The sequence below is a fragment of the Halomonas sp. KM072 genome (assembly GCF_050710315.1).
Lineage (GTDB): Bacteria > Pseudomonadota > Gammaproteobacteria > Pseudomonadales > Halomonadaceae > Vreelandella > Vreelandella hamiltonii.
Map to the genome: position 1 here is coordinate 3,409,005 of NZ_CP136132.1, position 24,983 is coordinate 3,433,987.

Here is a 24,983-nt window from a genome sequence, read left to right on the forward strand (position 1 = left end):
AATATCAAGGCAAGCGAACACCAAGATGCTCTTCGGAGTATCACAGTGAATTCGTTTGAACCTTGAGCCAAGTTTGATCCGCTTTTGTTGCCTTCGGGCAGCGAGTAAGGATCGCATTGATCTTAAACTGAAGAGTTTGATCATGGCTCAGATTGAACGCTGGCGGCAGGCCTAACACATGCAAGTCGAGCGGTAACAGGGGTAGCTTGCTACCCGCTGACGAGCGGCGGACGGGTGAGTAATGCATAGGAATCTGCCCGATAGTGGGGGATAACCTGGGGAAACCCAGGCTAATACCGCATACGTCCTACGGGAGAAAGGGGGCTTCGGCTCCCGCTATCGGATGAGCCTATGTCGGATTAGCTAGTTGGTGAGGTAACGGCTCACCAAGGCGACGATCCGTAGCTGGTCTGAGAGGATGATCAGCCACATCGGGACTGAGACACGGCCCGAACTCCTACGGGAGGCAGCAGTGGGGAATATTGGACAATGGGGGGAACCCTGATCCAGCCATGCCGCGTGTGTGAAGAAGGCCCTCGGGTTGTAAAGCACTTTCAGTGAGGAAGAACGCCTGGTGGTTAATACCCATCAGGAAAGACATCACTCACAGAAGAAGCACCGGCTAACTCCGTGCCAGCAGCCGCGGTAATACGGAGGGTGCGAGCGTTAATCGGAATTACTGGGCGTAAAGCGCGCGTAGGTGGCTTGATAAGCCGGTTGTGAAAGCCCCGGGCTCAACCTGGGAACGGCATCCGGAACTGTCAAGCTAGAGTGCAGGAGAGGAAGGTAGAATTCCCGGTGTAGCGGTGAAATGCGTAGAGATCGGGAGGAATACCAGTGGCGAAGGCGGCCTTCTGGACTGACACTGACACTGAGGTGCGAAAGCGTGGGTAGCAAACAGGATTAGATACCCTGGTAGTCCACGCCGTAAACGATGTCGACCAGCCGTTGGGTGCCTAGCGCACTTTGTGGCGAAGTTAACGCGATAAGTCGACCGCCTGGGGAGTACGGCCGCAAGGTTAAAACTCAAATGAATTGACGGGGGCCCGCACAAGCGGTGGAGCATGTGGTTTAATTCGATGCAACGCGAAGAACCTTACCTACTCTTGACATCCTGCGAATTCGGTAGAGATACCTTAGTGCCTTCGGGAACGCAGAGACAGGTGCTGCATGGCTGTCGTCAGCTCGTGTTGTGAAATGTTGGGTTAAGTCCCGTAACGAGCGCAACCCTTGTCCTTATTTGCCAGCGCGTAATGGCGGGAACTCTAAGGAGACTGCCGGTGACAAACCGGAGGAAGGTGGGGACGACGTCAAGTCATCATGGCCCTTACGAGTAGGGCTACACACGTGCTACAATGGTCGGTACAAAGGGTTGCCAACTCGCGAGAGTGAGCCAATCCCGAAAAGCCGATCTCAGTCCGGATCGGAGTCTGCAACTCGACTCCGTGAAGTCGGAATCGCTAGTAATCGTGGATCAGAATGCCACGGTGAATACGTTCCCGGGCCTTGTACACACCGCCCGTCACACCATGGGAGTGGACTGCACCAGAAGTGGTTAGCCTAACGCAAGAGGGCGATCACCACGGTGTGGTTCATGACTGGGGTGAAGTCGTAACAAGGTAGCCGTAGGGGAACCTGCGGCTGGATCACCTCCTTAAACGATGTCTTCCCCTCGCGGTAAGCGCTCACAATGAATTATCTGATCAGAATGCTGTTGATGAGCAGTGATAAACGCTCTTTCACGTTAAAAAGAAGAAAAGACCTTTCTTTTTCTTTCAAGGTGTGAAAACACGATCCGTTTATCACTGCTTATAGCAGTCGCTCTTTAACAATGTATATCATGCTGACAGAAACGTGTTTAACGCGTTTCTACGTAAATTGTATTGTGATACGTCTCAAGCGTATCCGGCAATCGTTATCATTGCGAACCCCAGACTCCTTCGGGTTATAGGGTCAAGCAATGAAGCGCACACGGTGGATGCCTAGGCAGCCAGAGGCGATGAAAGACGTGGTAGCCTGCGATAAGGTTCGGTGAGGTGGCAAACGACCTGTGACCCGGACATCTCTGAATGGGGAAACCCACTCATCACAAGATGAGTATCTTGCGCTGAATACATAGGCGTAAGAGGCGAACCAGGGGAACTGAAACATCTAAGTACCCTGAGGAAAAGAAATCAACCGAGATTCCCCCAGTAGCGGCGAGCGAACGGGGACCAGCCCTTAAGCGTGTGACGGATTAGACGAACAGACTGGGAAGTCTGGCCATAGCGGGTGATAGCCCCGTAGTCGAAAATCTGATCACGTGAAATCGAGTAGGTCGGGGCACGAGAAACCTTGACTGAAGACGGGGGGACCATCCTCCAAGGCTAAATACTCCTGGCTGACCGATAGTGAACCAGTACCGTGAGGGAAAGGCGAAAAGAACCCCGGAGAGGGGAGTGAAATAGATCCTGAAACCGTGTGCGTACAAGCAGTAGGAGCCCACTTGTTGGGTGACTGCGTACCTTTTGTATAATGGGTCAGCGACTTATATTCAGTGGCGAGGTTAACCGTATAGGGGAGCCGTAGGGAAACCGAGTCTTAACTGGGCGACACAGTCGCTGGATATAGACCCGAAACCGAGCGATCTATCCATGAGCAGGGTGAAGGTTGAGTAACATCAACTGGAGGCCCGAACCAGGATCTGTTGAAAAAGATTTGGATGACTTGTGGATCGGAGTGAAAGGCTAATCAAGCTCGGAGATAGCTGGTTCTCCTCGAAAGCTATTTAGGTAGCGCCTCACGTATCACCGCCGGGGGTAGAGCACTGTTTCGGCTAGGGGGTCATCCCGACTTACCAACCCGAGGCAAACTCCGAATACCGGTGAGTGCCAGCGTGGGAGACACACGGCGGGTGCTAACGTCCGTCGTGAAAAGGGAAACAACCCAGACCGTCAGCTAAGGTCCCCAAATCCTGGTTAAGTGGGAAACGATGTGGGAAGGCTCAGACAGCTAGGAGGTTGGCTTAGAAGCAGCCATCCTTTAAAGAAAGCGTAATAGCTCACTAGTCGAGTCGGCCTGCGCGGAAGATGTAACGGGGCTAAACCAGGTACCGAAGCTACGGGTTCATCCTTACGGATGAGCGGTAGAGGAGCGTCGTGTAAGCCGATGAAGGTGTGTTGAGAAGCATGCTGGAGGTATCACGAGTGCGAATGCTGACATGAGTAACGATAAAGGGAGTGAAAAACTCCCTCGCCGGAAGACCAAGGGTTTCTGTTCGACGCTAATCGGAGCAGAGTGAGTCGGCCCCTAAGGCGAGGCCGAAAGGCGTAGTCGATGGGAAACGGGTCAATATTCCCGTACCGGACATGATTGCGATGGGGGGACGGAGAAGGCTAGGTGAGCCAGGCGTTGGTTGTCCTGGTGAAAGTGAGTAGGCTTGGGTCTCAGGTAAATCCGGGACCCTTCAAGGCCGAGACACGAAACGAAGACACTACGGTGTCGAAGTCATTGATGCCACGCTTCCAGGAAAAGCCTCTAAGCTTCAGATCATGTGCGACCGTACCCCAAACCGACACAGGTGGTCAGGGTGAGAATCCCAAGGCGCTTGAGAGAACTCGGGTGAAGGAACTAGGCAAAATGGTGCCGTAACTTCGGGAGAAGGCACGCCGGCGTAGGGTGACGAGACTTGCTCTCCAAGCCCGAACCGGTCGAAGATACCAGGTGGCTGCAACTGTTTAGTAAAAACACAGCACTCTGCTAACGCGCAAGCGGACGTATAGGGTGTGACGCCTGCCCGGTGCCGGAAGGTTAAGTGATGGTGTTAGGATTCGTCCGAAGCTCTTGATCGAAGCCCCGGTAAACGGCGGCCGTAACTATAACGGTCCTAAGGTAGCGAAATTCCTTGTCGGGTAAGTTCCGACCTGCACGAATGGCGTAATGATGGCCACGCTGTCTCCACCCGAGACTCAGTGAAATTGAAATCGCCGTGAAGATGCGGTGTACCCGCGGCTAGACGGAAAGACCCCGTGAACCTTTACTATAGCTTCACACTGGACGCTGATGTTGCCTGTGTAGGATAGCTGGGAGGCTTTGAACCTCGGACGCCAGTTCGAGGGGAGCCAACCTTGAAATACCAGCCTGGCATCATTGGCGTTCTCACTCAGGTCCGTTATCCGGATCGAGGACAGTGTGTGGTGGGTAGTTTGACTGGGGCGGTCTCCTCCCAAAGCGTAACGGAGGAGCACGAAGGTACCCTCAGCACGGTCGGACATCGTGCAATGAGTGCAAGAGCATAAGGGTGCTTGACTGCGAGACAGACACGTCGAGCAGGTGCGAAAGCAGGTTCTAGTGATCCGGTGGTTCTGTATGGAAGGGCCATCGCTCAACGGATAAAAGGTACTCCGGGGATAACAGGCTGATACCGCCCAAGAGTTCACATCGACGGCGGTGTTTGGCACCTCGATGTCGGCTCATCACATCCTGGGGCTGAAGTCGGTCCCAAGGGTATGGCTGTTCGCCATTTAAAGTGGTACGCGAGCTGGGTTTAGAACGTCGTGAGACAGTTCGGTCCCTATCTGCCGTGGGCGTTGGATGTTTGAGAAGAGCTGCTCCTAGTACGAGAGGACCGGAGTGGACGACCCTCTGGTGTTCCGGTTGTCACGCCAGTGGCATTGCCGGGTAGCTATGGTCGGACGGGATAACCGCTGAAAGCATCTAAGCGGGAAGCCCCCTTCAAGATGAGACATCCCTGAGGCCTAGAGCCTCCTGAAGGGCCCAGCGAGACCAGCTGGTTGATAGGCACGGTGTGGAAGCGCTGCAAGGCGTTGAGCTAACGTGTACTAATGGCCCGTGAGGCTTGACCCTATAACACCCAAGGGGTCTGGTCGTGATGATAACGAAGAGTGTGAACGCACTCGACACACCGGATACGCCGCAGTGAGCCCAAGTGCTTGCTGACAAGAGACGCACACAATACACGTCAACGAATACTCAGCATGATATGCATTACCTGTTACGCCTGACGACCATAGCACGCGTGAACCACCTGATCCCATGCCGAACTCAGAAGTGAAACCGCTTAGCGCCGATGGTAGTGTGGGGTCTCCCCATGTGAGAGTAGGTCATCGTCAGGCACTTATATCGTAGAAAGCCCCGAGCACACTGTGTTCGGGGCTTTTTTCTGTGCGTTAAATTTGTCTACCCCTGGTGCTTTTATGTCAGAATGAAGGCTCCAAGGAGGAGTGCCGATGACACAAATGCAATGGGATCAGTTACTTTCCCCTCAGCGCTTACATGACAAGCGCCCCGGCAGTAACCGCGAAATAGGGCGCACTCCTTTCCACAAGGACCATGACCGCATCGTCTTCTCAGGCTCCTTTCGTCGCCTGGGGCGCAAGACGCAGGTGCATCCCCTTACCGAAAACGACCATATCCATACGCGGTTGACCCACTCCCTGGAAGTCGGCTGCGTGGGCCGCTCGTTGGGCATGATCGTCGGCGAGTTGCTGCGTGATCGGCTGCCGGAGTGGATCACCCCAGCTGACCTGGGCGTCATCGTGCAAACAGCCTGTCTCGGCCACGACATCGGTAACCCCCCCTTTGGCCATGCCGGTGAATATGCCATTCGTGACTGGTTTCGCCGTGCCGAGGGGAGTGGCTTGCTGGAGGGACTCTCCGAACAGGAGCGCCAGGATCTGCTGACCTATGAGGGTAATGCTCAGGGATTTCGTGTCATTACGCAGATCGAGTACAACCAGTTCAACGGCGGCATGCGGTTATCTGCAGCAACCCTGGGGACTCTGTTGAAATATCCCTGGACCGTTCGCTATGGTGGCCGCGCTGGCAAGTTTGGCTGTTATCAGTCCGAGCAGGCGTTGCTCAAGGAAGTCGCTGACGCCGTGGGTCTGCTTCCTCAGGGCGAGCAGCGCTGGTGCCGTCATCCACTGGCGTGGCTGGTCGAAGCAGCGGATGACATCTGTTATGCGCTGCTGGATCTGGAAGATGGCCTCGAAATGGGGATTCTGCGTTACGAAGAAGTCGTCGAAATACTGCGTCAGATTGCTGGCGAATTTCCCCCTGAGTATGAAGAGATGCAGCGCAAGAGTGTCTCGCAGCGCCGCCGTATCGCGCTACTGCGGGGGGCAGCCATGGAGCGTGCGGTCAATGATGTGGCGGCCGTGTTTGTACAGCATGAGCAGGCGCTGCTGAGCGGTACCTTGAGCGATGACCTGCTGGAGCTTTGCCATCCGGATCTGGGCTGGGGCGTGCAGTCTGCCAAGCAGTTGGCTCGAGAACGCATTTTCCAGAACGAGCGCAAGGCCAAGCTGGAAATCGGTGCCTACACCACGCTGGGGATTCTGCTGGAGGCGTTCATTGGTGCTGCCCATGAGCTACACCATACCGGGCAAAGCTCTTTCAAGCATCAGCGCGTGCTGGCACTGATCGGTGAAAACACGCCGCTGCCCTCCTGGACGCTCTACGACAGCTACCGTCGTATGCTGGATTTCATTGGTGGCATGACCGACCACTACGCCGTGGACCTTGCCCAGGAGATGGGCGGGCGGCTGCGCGGGGATTAAACCGACGGGTGGCGCAAATGTTTTAGCTCCATCAGCCGCACCCGTTCCAGCAAGGTATGGATGACCTTGTCATGGATGACGTCGCTCATATGGCCCGGTTTAAGCTCGCTCAACTGGCGTGACAACCGTTCTCCGCTGACCACCAGAATATCTGAAGCTGCCTCACTGGTATCGATTTGCCAGCCAGGCAGCACCAGCACGCCTCGAACGGGAACAGGCACCCCACAGCGTCGCTCCAGCCACTGGGTGAGCCAATTGACCCCCTGACGCGTCTTGTGCAGTGGGCGACGCTCCTGCCAATGGGGAAAGCGCAGCCGTTCGCGTTCGACGGCCACGCTATTGAGCTCGCGGCCATCCGAACCTATCGCCAGCGCTCTGGCGCGGGTTTCGACGACAAAGACGCCATGGGGCGTCACGACCACGTGGTCGATGGTGAAGCTGTCGGTAGGTACGTCGTGAAACACATAGTAAGGGTGTGCCTCCGGGCGGATGAGTCGCTCCAGCTCCTGGCCAACGGCCAGCTCGCAGGCCAGCCCCAGCTTCAGGCGACGGATACGCTGATAATCGCGTACCAGCAGCAGTGAAAACGCCAGTACCAGCAGCGTGCTGAGCAGCCCGTACAGTGCCCACTCCACCCAGTCCTGCTGCTCCACGAACAGCATGCGGCCCATGCCGTAGACCAAGGGCGCCAGACTCACCAAAGGCCCTAGCGTACCGTTTAGAAACAGGCTCGAGAATGCTTGATCCAGCCGGTAACGCAGTGCCTGCCCAGGCTCGTGAAGCGGGGCATCGAAAGGAGACTGCACGCGCGCATCATGCAGACTGCGCAGCGCCAGCACGATACCGCCCATTGCCGCCATCGGAAACAGGAAAATGAGAGGTAGCAGGTATTCCAACCAAACCATTGCGATGCCTTGCCCTTGAGCCGTTTACCAGAAGTAGAGCGATTGGTGCTACATCAATACTTCAACCGCCTGCCAATTTTACCTGATACCCCATGGAGGTTAGCGCGTCACGCAGGGTTTCGCGATGATCTCCCTGGATTTCGATCACGCCCTGCTTGACGGCGCCACCGGTGCCACAGCGCTGCTTCAGGGTCTTGGCCAGTGCTTTCAGCTCCGCGTGGGCCAGCGGTATACCGCTGATGGTGGTCACACCCTTGCCTTTGCGGCCACTGGTCTCTCGTCGAATTCGCACGATGCCATCCAACGTAGCCAATCGTGCCTGTTCGCTGGCGTCTTCGCAGTGGCAGTCGTCAATCGCGGCACGGCACTGGGGGCATGTCTTGCCATGCTCGGTGGAATACACCAGACCACCCAGTTGGTCACGTAATGAAGCCATGTCTTGTCTCTGCTGAGGGTTATTTCGCTGTCGAGTGATGCGGCATTGCCGTGTGCCATCGCTCGCGGGTCAAACGCTCCACAACGGCAGGCAACTGATACATGTTACTGATCATGATAGCGCCTTCCGGGGTATTTTCGGCATCTGGAAAGCGGTTTAAATGAATCACCGTCATGCCCGCTTGAAGTGCTGCCCTGACGCCGACCAGCGCATCGTCGATGGCAATGCACTGTGCGGCAGCAAACCCCATGATGCTGGCCGCATGTAAGTGCAGGCACGGCTCGGGTTTCCAACAGTTGGCGGTATAGCCGCTGAACAGGCGGTTATCGAAGTAATGGGTCAGGCCCGTGGCTTTCAGCGCCGCGCGTATCTTCGTTTCCGGGCCGTTGGAAACCACCGCGCTGGGGTAGTGCGACAAGGCTTCCAGTGCTTCCAGTGCCCCGGGAATGGTGGTGAGTTCGTTGGTCAGTCGCGTGGCCAGGTTGGCGCGCATATCCTGCTCCATGCGCTCGAGTTGTTCGATGTCGACTTGACCATGGCGGTCCTGCAGCTCGGCGACGATCCTGCGAAAGCGGGCGCCGCGAAATTCGCCCATATAGTCGGAGGCAGCGAAGGGAAGCCCCACCGTATTGAGGCCGCGTGCCATTTCTTCGGCAAGCAGAGGTTCGCTATCGACGAGCGTGCCATCACAGTCAAACAGCAAAAGTGGAAGCGGCATGTCAGTTCCTTGCAGTACCTGAAGCACTACGCATGTTGGGGTAAGCCGACCATCTTGCTATTGAACGGGATTTTAGCTCCTTTGTGAACACTGTTTGATAATTTTTTACGTTTTCGTCGATGGCGGAGTCGCTGCACGTTGGGAAAGCCCCTGGCAGGTGCTTATCCCGCGGAGCGGCTATAGTGAACAGGTGCAACGACATGCATCATGAAAAAGGAGATTGATATGCGAGTATCCCCTTGGCTATTACCTTGGGTTTTGAGTGCATCCTTGTGTGTAGCCGCGGCCAGCGCGTGGGCAGATACCGCGGCTGAGAATGGACAGCACGAAGCGTTGGATGATGCGGCGCTGGAAGAGACGTACGGTATCAAGGCGGGGGCCGTCCGACGCGACGAACAGCCCGCCTCACAAGCGCAGGAAGATGCTGGCGACGATGATGAAGAGCATGCCGAAGGCGGCACTGGGGGCACCGGCAGTGCCGATGACGCCATGTTGCAAGGTGAAGACGAACAGAGCAGTGAAGAGCAAAGCAGCGATCAGTAACGCGATGCCGCTTAACGCGACAAGCGTCGTGAGTTGGCACTGCTGCGCCGATGGTAAGGCTTCATGGCTTGTTGACTGGTTGTCCACCATGGCGCGTACTGACCGCGCATGGCGCTGAACAAGACTTTTTGCATGATGAGGCCAGCTTCCACGCTGGCCTCGATCTTTTCAGTCACCATGCGCTGGTTTTCACGCATCATGGCAGGACTGAAAAAGGGCTGTGTTTGCCATAGTTGCTGACGCATGGAAATCGTGGAGAGCGACGAGCTCCATAGCTCCATGCCCATGATGCCTGCTTTCCACAGGTCAAGGAACATCAGGGGCGGTGTCAGCATTGGCAGAGGGGTGTGCTTCATGGAGAAGGCTACCTGGTGAAGAAATGGGCGGTGTTGTTTAGTAATAGCTCATTATTGCTGCATTGCAATAAAAAAGGCGACCCGAAGGCCGCCTTGATGTCGTCGCGAGGCGCTGCTTATTTGATCTTGGGCGCCAGCTCACCACGCTCGTAGCGCTGGAACATGGCTTCCAGGCTGATCGGCTTGATCTTGCTCGCGTTGCCTGCGGTGCCAAAGGCTTCATAGCGGGCAATACACAGATCGCGCATGGCTGTGACGGTTTCTTTCAGGAACTTGCGCGGATCGAACTCTGATGGGTTCTCGGCCATGAAACGACGAACGGCGCCGGTCGAGGCCAGACGCAGGTCGGTATCGATGTTGACCTTGCGCACTCCGTGCTTGATGCCCTCGATAATCTCTTCCACCGGTACACCGTAGGTTTCCGGGATCTGACCACCGTAGCGGTTGATCACTTCCAGCCACTCCTGGGGTACCGAGGAGGAGCCGTGCATGACCAGGTGGGTATCCGGAATACGAGCGTGGATCTCTTTGATACGCTGGATCGAGAGCGTATCGCCCGTGGGCGGCTTGGTGAACTTGTAAGCGCCGTGGCTGGTGCCGATGGCAATGGCCAGGGCGTCCACATGGGTCGCCTTGACGAACTCGGCAGCCTCTTCCGGGTCGGTGAGCATCTGCTCCATATCCAGCTTGCCTTCGGCGCCAATGCCGTCTTCTTCACCGGCCATGCCGGTTTCCAGGCTGCCCAGACAGCCCAGCTCGCCTTCTACAGAGACGCCACAGGCATGGGCCATTTCAACGGCACGACGGGTCACGTCGACGTTGTAGTCGTAATCCATCGGCGTTTTACCGTCTTCGCCCAGGGAGCCATCCATCATCACGGAGGAGAAGCCGAGCTGAATGGAGCGCTGGCAGACGGCCGGGCTGGTGCCGTGATCCTGGTGCATGACGACCGGGATATGCGGGAACTCTTCCACCGCCGCCAGAATCAGGTGGCGCAGGAAGGGGGCGCCAGCGTATTTGCGTGCGCCAGCAGATGCCTGCACGATCACCGGGGAGTCAGTCGCGTCAGCGGCTTCCATGATGGCCCGCATCTGTTCCAGGTTGTTCACGTTGAACGCGGGAATGCCGTAGCCGTATTCGGCGGCGTGGTCGAGCATCTGGCGCATGCTAATCAAAGCCATGGGGTCACCTTATTGGGTTGTATGTTCAGGGTTCTAAGTGTCAGCGCTGAGCAGCGGCTTCCAGTGCGGCAACGGCCGGCAGCTGCTTGCCTTCCACGTATTCGAGAAATGCTCCGCCACCGGTCGAGATATAGGAGACCTGGTCGGCAATCGCGTACTTGTCGATGGCCGCCAGGGTGTCTCCACCTCCAGCAATAGAGAACGCGGCACTGTCGGCAATGGCTCGGGAAATGACCTCGGTCCCCTTGCCGAACTGGTCGATTTCAAACACGCCTACGGGGCCGTTCCACAGAATCGTGCCAGCATCCTTGAGCAGGCTGGCCAGATGGGCCGCCGTATCGGGGCCGATGTCCAGAATCATTTCGTTGTCTGCCACCTGATCGACGGGCTTGACCACCGCCTCTGCTGCTTCGGAAAACTCGGTGGCCACCACCACGTCGGTAGGCAGCGGAATCTTCACCTTGGCCATCAGCGCCTTGGCCTGGTCGAGCAGGTCTGCTTCGTAGAGCGATTTGCCCACATTATAGCCTGCTGCCGCAATAAAGGTGTTGGCGATACCACCACCGACGATCAATTGATCGCATTTTTCGGACAGTGCGTTCAGCACGTCCAGCTTGGTGGAGACCTTCGAACCGCCGACGATAGCCGCCATGGGACGTGCGGGATTGGCCAGCGCTTTCTCCAGGGCATCGAGCTCCTGGGCAAGCAGAGGGCCAGCACATGCTTGGGGAGCAAAGCGCGCGACGCCATGGGTAGAGGCCTGGGCACGGTGAGCGGTTCCAAAGGCGTCCATGACGAAGATGTCGCACAGTGCGGCATACTGCCTGGCAAGCTGTTCGTCGTCTTTCTTCTCGCCACGATTGAAGCGCACGTTCTCCAGCAGTACCACGTCACCGTTCTGCAGCGTCGGGGCAGTGTCGAGGTAGTCGTTGACCAGTTTGACGGGGCTGCCGAGCAGTTCGCCCAGGCGCTCGGCGACGGGGGCCAGCGAGAACTCGTCAGCGGGTTCACCTTCCGTGGGGCGGCCCAGGTGGCTCATGAGCAGTACTTTGGCGCCCGCCTTGGCGGCAGCTTGTATGGTCGGCAGCGCAGCACGCAGGCGAGCATCGCTGGAAACACGGCCGTTCTTGATCGGCACATTCAGGTCTTCACGAATCAGTACGCGCTGCCCTTCCAGTGGCAGGTCGGTCATCTTTTGCACGTTCATGTGAGCGGTTTCCTCGTGTTCAAGCGAATGAAAGGTCGTGGCGGTCATACCCGCTGGCGTAGCGTTGCCAGTCGCTGGCTGATATCCAGCATACGGTTGGCAAACCCCCACTCGTTGTCAAACCAGCACAGCAGCTTGAGCAGGCGCTTGCCTGCCACTCTGGTTTGCGTGGCGTCCAGAATGCCAGAGCGAGGGTCGTGATTGAAATCGATGGAGGCTATGGGGGCCTCGGTATAGCCCAGCACGCCCGCCAGCCGCTGTTGGCTGGCCTCGCGTAGCAGTGCATTGACCTGCTGGGCATCGGTGTCGCGGCGTACGGTAAGCGAGACATCCATGGCCGAGACGTTGATCGTGGGAACGCGCACGTGCAGACACTCGAAGCGGCCTGCCAGCGCTGGCATCAAACGGCTGATGCCCACCGCAAGCCCGGTATCGACCGGGACGATGGACTGCATCGCCGAGCGGGTAAGGCGCAGGTCAGTCTGGTGGTAGGCGTCGATGACTGGCTGGTCGTTCATGGCCGAGTGAATCGTGGTGGTGACACCGTGCTCCAGCCCCAGCGCTTCATCCAGTACCGTCAGCAAGGGCACCAGGCAGTTCGTGGTGCAGGACGCCGCCGAGAGGATGCGCTGTGCACCGCTGAGCTCATGCTCGTTGATCCCCCACACGATGGTGGCATCCACGTCGTTTTCTGCCGGTTGGGAAAACAGCAGCTGCCGTGCACCGGCCTTCAGGTGCCGCTCCGCCGTGGCGCGATCCTTGAAGCTTCCTGAGCACTCCAGTACCAGATCGATATCCAGGGCTTTCCAGGGAAGCGCATCGGGGTCACGCTCACATAGCACCTGAATGCGCTGGCCGTTGATCACCAAGGCATCACCCTCGTTCTCGACCTCGCCAGGAAAACGCCCGTGGGTGGTGTCGTAGCGGGTGAGATAGGTGATGGTAGCCAGGTCGGAAAGTTCGTTGATGGCGACCACTTCCAGATCGGGATGGCCGCGCTCCACCAGTGCACGCAGTACGCACTGGCCGATACGTCCATATCCATTGATTGCAATGCGGAACTTAGCGGTTGCGTTAGCCATGTCGCGAAGCGGCCCCAAAAAAAGTGGCTAGATGATAACGTACTTCAGCGCCCGTTGCTCAGCTGCCAGCTCCCACCAGACCCCAGGCGAACGGCAGCAGCAACGCGGTGAATATGCCCGTCAAACTCATCCCGAGGGAGGCAAAGGCACCGGCAGTGGGGCTCATCTCAAAGGCCCTGACGGTGCCAATGGCATGACCGTTGAGCCCCAGGGCGAAGCCGAGCAGGCGCTCGTCGGTAATGTTCAGCCATCTGGCAGCGAGGCTCACCATCGGAATGGTGGCGACGCCAGTGACCAGCAGCGCGCCCATCAACAAGGCAACGCTGCCACCCAACTGTTCGGTGATCCCGATGGCAATCGGGGCAGTGACGGACTTGGCTGCAATGGAGGCGAGTACTTCTGGGCTGGCGCCGAGCAGCCAGGCAATCCCCAGGGAATAGCAGGCGGCCAGAGACGCCGCCACGGGCAGGCAAGCCGCCAAGGGGCGCCATAGCTCACGGATACGCGGTAGCTGTTGATAAAGGGGCATGCCGAGTGCCACGGTGGCAGGCCCCAGCAGTACGGTCAGCCAGGTCGCCCCCTGTTGGTAAATGGGGTAAGGCAAGCCCAGCACGGCAAGCGTGGCCGCCAGCAGCAAGGCGGCAATCAGTATGGCGGGTAGCCAGGCAGGGTTGCCCAGCCGCCGGAACAGCGCGGTGCCCAAGAGGTAAGCCGCGAGCGTCAGGCCCACGGCAAACAAGGGCGTTGCGGTCAATAAGGTGAGCGTGTCACTGGCCATGTTCACGTCCCATCAGACGCTTGAGCAACCACAGCGTAGTCAAGACGCTGAGCAGCGTGCCCAGGAGCAGTGCCGCCAGGATGGCCAGCCACTGTCCGGCCAATTGATCCAGAATGAAAAAGACCCCGACCACCCCGGGCATGATCAGCATGGCCAGTAGTGCAATCAGGGGCTGGGCGGCGGCGGCAAGGCTTGTGGGCACACGGCCGATAAGGGCCAGAGTGACGCACAGCAGCAACATGCCGACTACGCCAGAAGAAATGGGCAAGCCGGAGAAGTGAACCACGGCTTCTCCGACCAGCCAGTAGCCGATCAGCCAAAGCAGGCCGTTCAGCGCGGGCATCTATAGGCCCGCGCTGCCTGTGCAGGCGTGATCAGGCAGGCTGAGACAAGCTCAGCCGAGCAGCTCATTGGCCTGCTTGACGATATTCTCGACCGTAAAGCCAAAGTGCTTGAACAGCTCGTCTGCCGGGGCCGACTCACCGTAGGTAGTCATGCCAATGACGCGCCCTTCCAGACCGACGTACTTGTACCAGTAGTCGGCGTGGCTTGCTTCGATGGCAATGCGCTTGGTCACGGCTTTGGGCAGCACGCTCTCGCGGTAGTCGGCGTCCTGACCGTTGAAGCGGTAAGTAGACGGCATGGACACCACGCGCACGGCCTTGCCCTGCTGCTCGAGCGTGGCCGCGGCTTCCATGGCCAGCGCCACTTCGGAGCCGGTGGCAATCAGGATCAGCGCGGGCGTGCCGTCGCAATCCTTCAACACGTAACCGCCGCGCTGGATGGCGGCCAACTGGGCCTTGGTGCGCGGCTGGTGCGGCAGGTTTTGACGCGACAGTACCAGCGCAGTGGGGCCGGAGTGACGCTTGATGGCCGCATCCCAGGACGCCGCCGTCTCCACCGCATCGCAGGGACGCCAGGTGTTCAGGTTGGGCGTGGTGCGCAGGCTGGTGAGCTGCTCGATGGGCTGGTGGGTCGGGCCATCTTCGCCCAGACCGATAGAGTCGTGGGTGAACACGTAAATGGCCTGCTGGCCCATCAACGCCGCCATGCGTACGGCGTTGCGCATGTACTCCATGAAGATCAGGAAGGTCGCGCCATAAGGAACGAAACCACCGTGCAGGGCGATACCGTTCATCACTGCGCCCATGCCGAATTCACGCACACCGTAGTGCAGGTAGTTGCCGCTGGCATCTTCGGGAGTGATCGCTTTGGCGCCCTTCCAGAACGTCAGGTTGGAGGGCGCGAGGTCAGCGCTGCCGCCGAGCAGTTCCGGCATTTGCGGGCCAATCACGTTCAGCGCTTCAAACGACGCTTTACGCGAGGCAATGCTTTCGCCCTTTTCCTGAGCCTGCTGCATCAATGCTTCGGTGGCCAGCTCCGTGGGCAGCTGCGCTTTCATGCGGCGTTTGAACTCACGAGCCTGCTCGGGGAATGCTTTGGTGTAGCGAGCGAAGCGGCCTTCCCACTCCTGCTGGCGCGCTTTACCCGCTTCGCGAGCATCCCAGGCGGAGTAAATGGGCTCGGGAATGTGGAAGGGAGCATGCTCCCAGCCTAGCTGCTTGCGCGCCAGCGCTACTTCATCATCACCCAGCGGTGCGCCGTGGGCTTCTTCTTTGCCCTGCTTGTTGGGCGCTCCAAAGCCGATGATGGTTTTGCAGATGATCAGGCTCGGCTTGTCGTCCTGGCTTTTTGCCAGCTCGATGGCGGCTTTGACTTCTTCAGGTTTGTGGCCGTCGACGTTAGGCACCACGTGCCAGCCGTAGGACTCGAAGCGCTTGGCGGTATCGTCGGTGAACCAGCCTTCGACTTCGCCATCGATGGAGATGCCGTTGTCGTCGTACAGGGCAATCAGCTTGCCCAGCTGCTGGGTGCCGGCCAGGGACGCCGCTTCATGGGAAATGCCTTCCATCAAGCAGCCATCGCCCAGGAAACACCAGGTGTGGTGGTCAACGATGGTGTGGCCAGGGCGGTTGAACTGTGCGGCGAGGGTTTTCTCGGCAATGGCAAAGCCGACGGCGTTGGCGAAGCCCTGGCCCAAGGGGCCGGTGGTGGTTTCGATGCCGGGAGCGTAGCCGTACTCAGGATGGCCTGCCGTGGGCGAGTGCAGCTGGCGGAAGTTTTGCAGCTGTTCCAGGCTGAGTTCGTAACCGCTCAGGTGCAGCAGCGAGTAGAGCAGCATGGAGCCATGGCCGTTCGACAGCACGAACCGGTCGCGATCGGCCCACTTGGGGTCTTCGGGGTTGTGCTTGAGGTAGTCATTCCACAGCACCTCGGCAATATCAGCCATGCCCATGGGGGCGCCGGGATGGCCAGACTTGGCCTTCTGAACGGCATCCATGGAAAGGGCGCGAATGGCATTGGCCAGCTCAAAACGGGACGGCATGGGGTGCTCCTCGCCTGAAAACGGAAAGAATAAAGGCGCTATTGTCGCTGACTTCCTCGGCGGCGGCAAATTCTCGGGGTGCGTTCTGGGAAGAACCCCCAACAGCGTGTAGACTCTGCCTCCCGAAGTAGTAGTGAAAAGGCTCTGCTTCTATATACGGGCAGGGAACCTCCTGCCATGATTTCCTGCTGATGCTGCGGTCATAATGAAGCAGCCGTCATACAGAGGGTCGAGTGCGCGATGAGCGAATATTCCCTGTTTACCTCCGAGTCCGTTTCCGAAGGTCATCCTGACAAGATTGCTGACCAGATTTCTGATGCGGTGCTGGATGCCATTATCGCCCGTGACAAGCAGGCGCGTGTTGCCTGTGAAACGATGGTGAAGACGGGTGTTGCCATTATTGCGGGGGAAATTACCACCTCGGCATGGGTTGATCTCGAAGCGTTGGTGCGTGATGTGATCACCGATATCGGCTATACCTCCTCGCAGGTAGGCTTCGATGGCGCCACCTGTGGCGTGATCAACCTGATCGGCAAACAGAGTGTGGATATTGCTCAGGGCGTTGATCGCACTAAACCCGAAGATCAAGGGGCGGGCGACCAGGGCTTGATGTTCGGTTACGCCACCAACGAAACCGACTCCTTCATGCCGGCCCCTATTCACTACTCCCACCGCCTGGTCGAGCGTCAGGCCGAGCTGCGCAAGCATGGCCTGCTGCCTTGGCTGCGTCCGGATGCGAAGAGTCAGGTCACCTTCCGCTACAATGCCGAAGGCCAACCCTGTGGCGTGGATGCCGTGGTGCTGTCGACCCAGCATGACCCGGAAATCGACCAGGAAGACCTGCGCAAGATGGTCAAGCGCGAAATCATCGAGCAGGTGATTCCCGCAGAGTGGCTGGATGCGAACACCCAATACCATATCAACCCGACCGGCAAGTTCGTGATCGGTGGCCCAGTGGGCGACTGTGGTTTGACGGGGCGTAAAATCATCGTCGATACCTACGGCGGCATGGCCCGTCACGGTGGCGGTGCGTTCTCGGGTAAGGATCCGTCCAAGGTAGACCGCAGTGCGGCCTACGCGGGCCGTTACGTGGCGAAGAACGTGGTTGCTGCCGGCTTGGCCGACAAGTGCGAGATTCAGGTGTCTTACGCCATCGGTGTGGCAGAGCCCACCTCCGTGTCGATCGACACCTTCGGCACAGGCAAGATCGACGATGCGAAAATCGTCGAACTGGTGCGCGAGCACTTTGATCTGCGCCCCTACGCGATCACCACCATGCTCGACCTGCTACACCCGATGTATCGTCTGACCTCTGCCTACGGCCACTTTGGTCGCGAGCCGTTCGAGCATAGCTACCGTTGGACGGACGACAAAGGGGAAGAGCATACCGAGACGTTTACGGCGTTCCCTTGGGAGAAAACCGACAAGGCCGACGCGCTGCGCAAGGCGGCTGGTTTGTAAACACCTGGTCATACCGCTGCCCTGATAGCGCCCCCTGATGAAAATCAAGGGGCGTTTTTATTCTTTCCTATTGACTGAACAACGTAACATTGCATCACGCCCCGTTTGAGTTAAGTTAACGTTAGTACGGTGGTTCAGGCACCGATGGCTTTGCTGATCATCAGGGGGGCGGCGATGGTGTGGCGGTGGATATTCAGAGCAGGGTGGCTGAGTGGCCTGTGCGCTCTGGCGCTGACGGCGCAGGCCGAGGAGTGCCCGGCATGGCCACAGGAGCGCCTTGTTCAAGAGCGCCAGACGCTGGCCGAGCATATCGCGCTGTGGGACCGTGCCTACCATGACGCGGGTGAGTCGCTGATTGCCGATGAGCTTTACGATCAGGCGCTGGCGAGGCTGGCGCATTGGCAAACCTGTCTGGACGATCCCTCGCCCCACCGTCCTCTGACCCGATCCACCCGTAGCGATGGCACGGTGACTCACGCGGCTGCGCAAACCGGGCTCCACAAGGCCGACGAGGCCGGAGTGCGGCGCTTTACCAGCCGTCGCCAGGGGCTATGGATCCAGCCCAAGGTGGACGGTGTAGCGGTGACTTTGCGCTATCACCAAGGAGTGTTGGTCGAAGCGGTCAGTCGCGGCGACGGGGAGCGCGGTCAGGACTGGACCGAGCGCGTTCGGCAACTGCCCGATGTGCCTGCTTCGCTGCCCGAGCCGCTATCGGCGGTGTTCCAGGGCGAGCTCTATTGGCAGCTTGATCGGCATATCCAGTCGCAAGCTCCCGAGGTGGGCGCGCGCGGTGCGGTGGCCGGGGCCATGGCGCAGCAGGCACCCAGTGAGGCGACGCTTTCCCGCGTTGGCTTGTTCGTGTGGGATTGGCCCGATGGGCCTACCGAGATGACGGAGCGGCTGGCGCGACTGACGGCACTGGGGTTCGATACGGCCGAGTACACGCACCCCGTTACGGGCCATCAGCAAGCGGCTGAATGGCGGGAGCGCTGGTTCAACGAGCCGCTGCCCTTCGCTACCGATGGCGTGGTGCTCAAGCAGGCCGAACGCCCTGGCATCCGTCACTGGTCGGCGTCGCCTCCGGAGTGGGCCATCGCCTGGAAATACCCCGCGCAGCAAGCGCTGGCCCAGGTGCGTGGTATCGAGTTTCGGGTGGGGCGCACTGGGCGAGTGACGCCCGTGTTATGGCTGTATCCCGTGAGCCTGGAAGGGCGCAGCATTCGTCGTGTATCGCTAGGGTCGCTGGAGCAGTGGCAGGCCTGGGATGTTCGCCCAGGAGACCATGTCGCCGTGACGCTGGCAGGGCTGACGATTCCTCAAGTCACCAGCGTGGTCTGGCAGAGTGCTGAACGGGCGCCGCTCAGTGTGCCATCGCCAGCGCGTTATGACCTGCTGAGTTGCCTGACGCTGACCCCAGATTGTGATGCCCAGCTATTGGCACGCCTGACCTATCTGGGGAATCAGCTGGGCATGCGCGGCATCGGTGAAGGCACCTGGCAGGCCTTGATGCGTGCCGGGGTTGTGACGGAGCTGCTGGGCTGGCTGGCGCTGTCGGAGGCGCAGCTGCAACAGGCCCATGGTATTGGCCCCGCCACGGCCGCCTCGCTGGCGGCGCAGTTTGCGGCGGCACGGCAGGCGCCCTATGCCGCCTGGTTACGTGCGCTGGGCGTACCGTCGGGCGGCAGCGCCGAGCTGGGGGAGTGGGCAACGCTGGAAGGGCTCTCCCGCGCCGAGTGGCAGGCCCAGCCTGGGGTGGGCCCCGTCCGAGCCGAAGCGCTGGTGGCGTTCTTTGGCCATCCCGAGATCCAGCGGATGGCACGTCAGCTTCAGCAGGCGGGTGTGGAGGGCTTCTAGGCTGTGTATGAAAAGTAGGCGAGCGAAGACCAGACAAGGCAAAAATCGGCGAAAAAACGGAGTTTACATGCTGTAAATGAGTATTTTGAGCTGATTTTTAACGCCGTATGGTCGAGCACAGCCAGTTTTCAGGCAGAGCCTAGGCCAGCCCGGTCAGGTAGAGCATCATCCCCAGATAGAACGGGATCAGCAGTGGCGCCAATAGCGTCGTGGTCAACACGGCCAGGGCGCCTTTTTGGGGCTGAATGCCCAGCTCCATGGCCACGACCACCACATTGGAGGCCATCGGTACCACTCCCAGCAATAGCAGCGCCATGGCCAGCTCCGGTGCCAGCGGCGTCAGCTGTTGCAGCACCAGCACGGCACCGACCATGACCAGTGGCCACAGAACGTAGCGCAGCCCCACGCAGGCTGCCACGAAGCGCGTATCCCAGGCGGCCAGCGTCACCTGGCTGAGCGTCATGCCAATGATCATCATGCCCAGCAGGGTGTACGTGGCGGGAAAGACGGCCAGCGAGTTCATCATGGGCTCGGGGAGCACTACACCCAGCGAGCTGAGCAGCAGGGCCAGCAGGAAGGCATAGACCAGCGGCAGACGGGCAATCTTGATCAGACTCTGGCGCACTGAGAAGTGCCCTCGCGCGCTCAGGTAAAAGCCTACGGTAAATTCATACAGGTTGATCCCCAGCATGCAGAACAGGTATAGCGTGACGCCCTCCGGCGGCAGCAAGATCAGCGCCACGGGCAGGCCGAAATAGCCGGTGTTGCCGGTGCCGGAGGAAAAGGCCAGCAGAGCACCCTCCTGGGGGCCGAAGCGATGGCGGGTCAAGCGATGTACCAGCAGCGCCATGGCGCTGACCAGCAGAAACATGGCCAGCGACAGGGTCAGATAGGCTGCCGTGGGGCCGCCGTTCATCAGCGCGCGGAAAATCGTCAGGGGAGCAATGAGATAGACCAGCAGCGTGGCAATCGGGCGAGGGTCGATCTTGAGCCGCTGGGCCGCAAGGAACCCTAACCCGACATAGCCCAGCAGCATCAACAGTGGCCCCATCAACGTAGCGGGTGCTAAATCCATTTCTCCTCCTTGAATTTTGTCTGCCGAACAACATGAGCCGAATTGAAGATCGTGCGTGAAATCTTTCATTAGTCGCCACGCGGGTAAGCAGCGAGAATACCTCACATAATGATCACTTTGTTGTACTGCGAGGATATACCATGAGCAGCCAGGAACATCCGTTAGGTATCAGCTTCGAGTTTTTTCCGCCCAATACCGATGCCGGCCGGGAGAAGCTGATTCACGTGCGCGATGAGCTGGCCGCATGTAACCCTCGCTTCTTTTCGGTGACCTACGGGGCTGGCGGGTCCACGCAGGCGCGTACCCGCGATATCGTGCGTACTGTGAGTGAAAGCGGTATTACCACCGCCCCGCACCTTTCCTGTATCGGCAGTGAGAAAGCCCAGCTACGTGACCTGCTGGCTCAATATCAGGCGGAAGGCGTGGATAGCCTGGTGGCGCTACGTGGCGATATGCCGTCCGGCATGGGCAGTATCGGCGAGCTGCGCTACGCCAACGAGCTGGTCGAGTTCATCCGTGCCGAAACCGGTGATCACTTCGATATCGCCGTGGCGGCCTACCCAGAATCTCATCCACAGGCTCCCAGCCTCGACAAGGATGTGGAAAACTTTGCCCGCAAGATGAACGCGGGCGCCAATATGGCGATTACCCAGTACTTCTTCACCGCCGACGCCTACTTCCACTTCGTGGACAAAGCGCGGGCGCTGGGTGTCGAGCAGCCGATCATTCCCGGCATCATGCCCATCACCAACTACACCAAGCTGGCGCGCTTTTCCGATGCCTGCGGTGCCGAAATCCCCCGCTGGATTCGCAAGCAGTTAGAGGCTTACGGCGATGACAGCGACGCCATTGCCGCCTTTGGTACCGATGTAGTGACTCGCCTGTGTGAACGCCTGCTGGACGGCGGCGCGCCAGGCCTGCACTTCTACACACTGAATCAGGCGGCCCCAGTGTTGAAGGTGTTGGATAATCTGAGCTAACGCTGTCGCCTGATGATGATACCGGCCTGCATCTTTGATGCAGGCCGGTTTTTTTATGGTAGTTCTAAAGGTACGAAAAAAAGCCGGAACCTCTCGGTTCCGGCTAGTGCATAGCTTGGCTCTAGTAACGTAACGGTTTACGCAGCGCTTGCCGTTGCCTTGCCTTTGCCACCATGCTGCTTGCGCTGCATGATAAACAGCACCGTACCAATCGCTAAGCCCGCGATGTCGGTGTAGATGCCGCCGTAGATCAAGAACATGGCACCGACCAGCATCACTAAGCGCTGGGGTAAGTTCACCGGACCGAAGAACCACTTCTGAACCATGCCCGAGAGCAACACAATGCCTAGCGTGGCGGTGAGGCCTACGCGCAGTATCTGCATGGCGGAGCCTTCCATCAGCATCGCCGGGCTGTAGAAGAACATGAACGGAACGATAAAGGCCGCCAAGCCAATCTTGAACGACGCCACCGATGTGCCCATGGGATTATCCCCAGAAATACCGGCGGCTGCATAAGACGCAAGCGCCACGGGCGGGGTAATGGCTGATACCACGGCGAAGTAAAATACGAAGAAGTGGGCGACGAGTGGTTCGATACCAATGTTGATCAAGCCCGGTGCCACGACCGAAGCCGCCACGGCGTACGCCGCAGTGGTAGGCATACCCATTCCCAGCAAGATGCTGATCAGCATGGCAAACACTAGCGCCAGTAGCTGGCTAACGCCTGCAAGGCCAAGCAGCAACGATGAGAAGCGCGCGCCAACGCCGGTGAGCGAGATAACGCCCACAATCAGGCCCGCGCAGGCACACACGGCGATGATCTGGATGGACATCGTACCTGCTAGCTGAAGGGCCCTTAAAATGGCGCGAATGCCCATTTTATTGGGTGAAATCCAGCTAACGACCGCCGCTGATGCGGTGGCCAGGGTACCGGCACGAATCACTGAGTAGCCCATGAAGAGGGCGGCAATCAGAATAATAATCGGCGCAAACAGGTAGACCTGTTTCACCAGCTTCGAAAATAGCGGAATCTCATCCTTACGCATTCCCCGCATGCCTTTACGCGCGGCTTCAAAATCCACCATGAAGTAGATAGAGGCGAAGTACAGAATGGCAGGAATCAAGGCTGCAACGGCAATTTCGGTATAAGGAATGCCGGTGACCTCTGCCATGATGAAGGCACCTGCCCCCATGATGGGCGGCATAATCTGTCCACCGGTAGAAGCGGCTGCTTCAATGGCACCGGCGCTACGTGCCGGGTAGCCCACTTTCTTCATCAGAGGAATAGTGAGTGAGCCTGTCGATACCACGTTGCCTGCGGAGGTCCCGTTGATCATTCCCATTAAGCCAGAAGCAAAGATAGACACCTTAGCGGGGCCGCCGCGAGCACGACCTGCCGCGGCAAAGGCGAAGTTGACGAAGTAGTCGCCCACTTTAGACGCCTGCAAGAACGCGGCAAAAATGATGAATAGAATAATATAGGTAGAGGAGACCGCTGTTGTTGGGCCAAGGATACCCGCATCGGTATAGACCTGGCTAAAGAAGCGCTGGACCGATAGACCAGGGTAGCCCAGGAAGCCGGGTAAATAGGGGCCTGCAAAGACGTAGGTCAGAAACACGGCTGAAATGACGACCAGCGCCAAACCTGCCACACGGCGAGTCAGTTCGAGAATCAGCAGCGAGCCCGCGATGGCGGCCCAAGAGATACCAGGAGGCGCAAACGAGGTGCCGGTGGACATCCGCATGTTGGTGTTAAACGCCATCAGCAGGTAGCCGGCGCTGGCCAGTGCACATACCATGAGCACTAAGTCGGCAGGATTAAAACGGTGGCGGGCTTGGCGATAGAACCAGGAGAGCACAATCGCGCCTGCTGTGGTGGCCATCAGTGGGTAGCCAAAGTGCAGCGTCTCCACGGCCGGGTCGATGCGCATGGCACCGCCGTTGATGGCCTGCTGCATCAAGAATACTTGCACCAGCGAGTAAACTGCAGGAACCAGCAGCGCATAGCTCACCCATTTTAGCCAAGCAGGGGAGGCCTGCTGGTCATCTTCAGCAAAGCGGGCACCGGCAAACAGCCCGTAACCCAAAATTAATGCACCGGCGATGTGTACGATACGGAACGACCAGGTTTCCATGGGGTACACGTTGAGTGAAAACAGGTGGAAACCTGAATAGGCAATCGCCAGTGCTGCAAATAATAGGAACTGCCAGCCAACGAACAGGCGGCGGTTGGGCTCAACAACTTCTTCATCGACGCCATCAGCAATCGATTCTGGCGTTGATGAAGCAGCTAAGGCGTCATCCTTGAGGCCGTTGGGGTCTTGGTCGGTATTGTGACTCATCAGAGGTCACCCTCACAGCAAAAGCAAAGAAAGGGGGCAAGAGCAAACGCTGCCCCGCCCGACAGGATCGGCAGCGGGGCAGCGCGATGGTGCGTGGAGCTTACTTGATCATGTCGTCAGAGATATCGTAACCGTTCTCTTCGTACCAGCGTGCTGCACCTGGGTGGAAAGGCAGTACCGTGTTGTGCACGATGTTTTCCGGAATGCTGGTTTCAGCACTGCGGTGTACGTCGCGCATACGATCATTGTTTTCCATCGTGGCTTTCGTGACTTCATAGATGAAGTCTTCCGGCAGGTCACAGCCAGCAATCGCGAAGTTCCACATGGAAACGGCGCGAGCATCCTCTTCCAGCGTGGTGTAAGTGCTAGCCGGGATGGTGAACTCAGCGACCGGGAAGGCGTCTAGCACAGTCGCCAGCTCTTCTTCGGTAAACTCAATAATGTTCACGTCGGTTTGGACTTCCAGCTGGCTAACTGCCGGAATCGGGATGCCCGCAGCGAAGGCGACAACGTCCAGCAGGCCGTCCTGAAGCTGGCCGCCCAGGTCAGACCAACCGCCATTACGGCGGTCGAAGTTTACGCCCAGGGTTTCCAACATGGCCGGGAAGTAGGTGTCAGAGGTAGACGCCGCCGGGCCGAAACCGATGCGCGCACCGTCGGGGATGTCGGAAATAGATTCAATACCGGAGCTAGAGAGCGCAGCGATAGAGAACGGGGTTTCATACATCGGGAACAGCGCGCAAACGTTGTCCATGACTAGGCCAGGTGCCAGCGGGCTTTCGCCTTTCATGGCATCGGAAGCCGGTCCCATGGTGGTTAGGCCGAACGCCATATCGCCACTATGTACTAGCGCCAGGTTTTGGGTAGGGCCACCAGTCACTTCGCCGCCGCCTGAAACACCGAGCTCATCGGCGATGAAGTTTGCCCAGCCAGAGCCGTAAACGAAGTAGGTGCCGCCTTGACTGGCCGTACCCACCGTGAAGTTGGTTGGCCACTCGGAACGGTCCGCGTGGGCAGTACCAGCGGCGAGTAGCGCGCCACCAGCGAGCAGGGCAATCGTTTTGGGCATCGTATTGCGCATGGCGAGTTTTCCTAAGCTGTTATTGGGATTATCGTCTG

General features: G+C 58.6%; 18 protein-coding genes and 3 rRNA genes. 8 read left to right on the plus strand and 13 right to left on the minus strand.

What is annotated here, in order from left to right:
• The first annotated feature begins 124 nt into the window (after nt 1-124).
• From RVM26_RS16205 to RVM26_RS16220, 4 genes are all read left to right on the plus strand, one after another.
• A 16S ribosomal RNA gene (locus RVM26_RS16205) occupies nt 125-1,657 on the plus strand.
• 294 nt (nt 1,658-1,951) lie between these two features.
• Nucleotides 1,952-4,845, plus strand: a 23S ribosomal RNA gene (locus RVM26_RS16210).
• Between the two features lie 153 nt (nt 4,846-4,998).
• A 5S ribosomal RNA gene (rrf, locus tag RVM26_RS16215) occupies nt 4,999-5,114 on the plus strand.
• Together the 16S, 23S and 5S rRNA genes form the textbook arrangement of a ribosomal RNA operon.
• A 114-nt stretch (nt 5,115-5,228) precedes the next feature.
• On the plus strand, nt 5,229-6,560 hold the full coding sequence (locus tag RVM26_RS16220; RefSeq protein WP_193462185.1) for a deoxyguanosinetriphosphate triphosphohydrolase: 1,332 nt from the start codon (nt 5,229-5,231) through the stop codon (nt 6,558-6,560).
• Here the strand turns inward: RVM26_RS16220 and RVM26_RS16225 are convergent.
• The 3 genes from RVM26_RS16225 to RVM26_RS16235 all read right to left on the minus strand — a co-directional run bounded on the left by RVM26_RS16225 (nt 6,557) and on the right by RVM26_RS16235 (nt 8,619).
• Nucleotides 6,557-7,465, minus strand: coding sequence for a nuclease-related domain-containing protein (locus tag RVM26_RS16225; RefSeq protein WP_016915648.1), 909 nt, complete (start codon nt 7,463-7,465; stop codon nt 6,557-6,559). The genes RVM26_RS16220 and RVM26_RS16225 overlap by 4 nt on opposite strands.
• Nucleotides 7,466-7,526: 61 nt before the next feature.
• Entirely contained in the window at nt 7,527-7,901 is a 375-nt protein-coding gene (locus RVM26_RS16230) for a translation initiation factor Sui1 (protein WP_016915649.1), read from the minus strand.
• Between the two features lie 19 nt (nt 7,902-7,920).
• A complete protein-coding gene (locus RVM26_RS16235; RefSeq protein WP_498939691.1) occupies nt 7,921-8,619 on the minus strand; it encodes an HAD family hydrolase in 699 nt (232 codons plus the stop codon).
• Nucleotides 8,620-8,844: 225 nt separating this feature from the next.
• Here RVM26_RS16235 and RVM26_RS16240 point away from each other — a divergent pair, with 225 nt between their 5' ends.
• A complete protein-coding gene (locus RVM26_RS16240; protein ID WP_227407400.1) occupies nt 8,845-9,162 on the plus strand; it encodes a hypothetical protein in 318 nt (105 codons plus the stop codon).
• Between the two features lie 11 nt (nt 9,163-9,173).
• On the opposite strand, the gene RVM26_RS16245 is transcribed toward RVM26_RS16240, so the two are convergent.
• The 7 genes from RVM26_RS16245 to tkt form a co-directional block, all read right to left on the minus strand.
• A complete protein-coding gene (locus RVM26_RS16245; RefSeq protein WP_016915652.1) occupies nt 9,174-9,518 on the minus strand; it encodes a hypothetical protein in 345 nt (114 codons plus the stop codon).
• 116 nt (nt 9,519-9,634) lie between these two features.
• Entirely contained in the window at nt 9,635-10,699 is a 1,065-nt protein-coding gene (gene fba, locus RVM26_RS16250) for a class II fructose-bisphosphate aldolase (RefSeq protein ID WP_016915653.1), read from the minus strand.
• Between the two features lie 40 nt (nt 10,700-10,739).
• Entirely contained in the window at nt 10,740-11,906 is a 1,167-nt protein-coding gene (locus RVM26_RS16255) for a phosphoglycerate kinase (protein ID WP_039183563.1), read from the minus strand.
• Nucleotides 11,907-11,950: 44 nt separating this feature from the next.
• The gene (locus tag RVM26_RS16260) at nt 11,951-12,988 is read right to left on the minus strand and encodes a type I glyceraldehyde-3-phosphate dehydrogenase (protein WP_498939695.1); all 1,038 of its coding nucleotides are present in this window, start codon (nt 12,986-12,988) and stop codon (nt 11,951-11,953) included.
• Nucleotides 12,989-13,046: 58 nt separating this feature from the next.
• Nucleotides 13,047-13,766: an LrgB family protein gene (locus tag RVM26_RS16265; RefSeq protein WP_039183567.1), complete on the minus strand. Its 720-nt coding sequence runs from the start codon at nt 13,764-13,766 to the stop codon at nt 13,047-13,049.
• Entirely contained in the window at nt 13,756-14,109 is a 354-nt protein-coding gene (locus tag RVM26_RS16270; protein WP_081137895.1) for a CidA/LrgA family protein, read from the minus strand. Before RVM26_RS16270 ends, RVM26_RS16265 begins: the two co-directional genes overlap by 11 nt.
• A 51-nt stretch (nt 14,110-14,160) precedes the next feature.
• Nucleotides 14,161-16,152: a transketolase family protein gene (tkt, locus tag RVM26_RS16275; RefSeq protein ID WP_498939698.1), complete on the minus strand. Its 1,992-nt coding sequence runs from the start codon at nt 16,150-16,152 to the stop codon at nt 14,161-14,163.
• 240 nt (nt 16,153-16,392) lie between these two features.
• Here tkt and metK point away from each other — a divergent pair, with 240 nt between their 5' ends.
• Both metK and ligB read left to right on the plus strand, forming a co-directional pair.
• Nucleotides 16,393-17,613, plus strand: a complete 1,221-nt coding sequence (gene metK, locus RVM26_RS16280; protein ID WP_016915659.1) for a methionine adenosyltransferase — start codon at nt 16,393-16,395, stop codon at nt 17,611-17,613.
• Between the two features lie 174 nt (nt 17,614-17,787).
• Nucleotides 17,788-19,467 (plus strand): NAD-dependent DNA ligase LigB, encoded by a 1,680-nt coding sequence (ligB, locus tag RVM26_RS16285; protein ID WP_498941789.1) that lies wholly within the window; start codon nt 17,788-17,790, stop codon nt 19,465-19,467.
• 139 nt (nt 19,468-19,606) lie between these two features.
• On the opposite strand, the gene RVM26_RS16290 is transcribed toward ligB, so the two are convergent.
• On the minus strand, nt 19,607-20,542 hold the full coding sequence (locus RVM26_RS16290) for an AEC family transporter (protein ID WP_016915664.1): 936 nt from the start codon (nt 20,540-20,542) through the stop codon (nt 19,607-19,609).
• A gap of 140 nt (nt 20,543-20,682) precedes the next feature.
• Between RVM26_RS16290 and metF the strand changes: the two genes are divergently transcribed.
• The gene (metF, locus tag RVM26_RS16295) at nt 20,683-21,522 is read left to right on the plus strand and encodes a methylenetetrahydrofolate reductase [NAD(P)H] (protein ID WP_287806661.1); all 840 of its coding nucleotides are present in this window, start codon (nt 20,683-20,685) and stop codon (nt 21,520-21,522) included.
• Nucleotides 21,523-21,659: 137 nt separating this feature from the next.
• On the opposite strand, the gene RVM26_RS16300 is transcribed toward metF, so the two are convergent.
• Nucleotides 21,660-23,864, minus strand: a complete 2,205-nt coding sequence (locus RVM26_RS16300; protein ID WP_287806664.1) for a TRAP transporter permease — start codon at nt 23,862-23,864, stop codon at nt 21,660-21,662.
• 100 nt (nt 23,865-23,964) lie between these two features.
• Complete coding sequence (locus tag RVM26_RS16305; RefSeq protein ID WP_287806667.1) at nt 23,965-24,945, minus strand: TAXI family TRAP transporter solute-binding subunit; 981 nt, start codon at nt 24,943-24,945, stop codon at nt 23,965-23,967.
• Between the last annotated feature and the right edge of the window lie 38 nt (nt 24,946-24,983).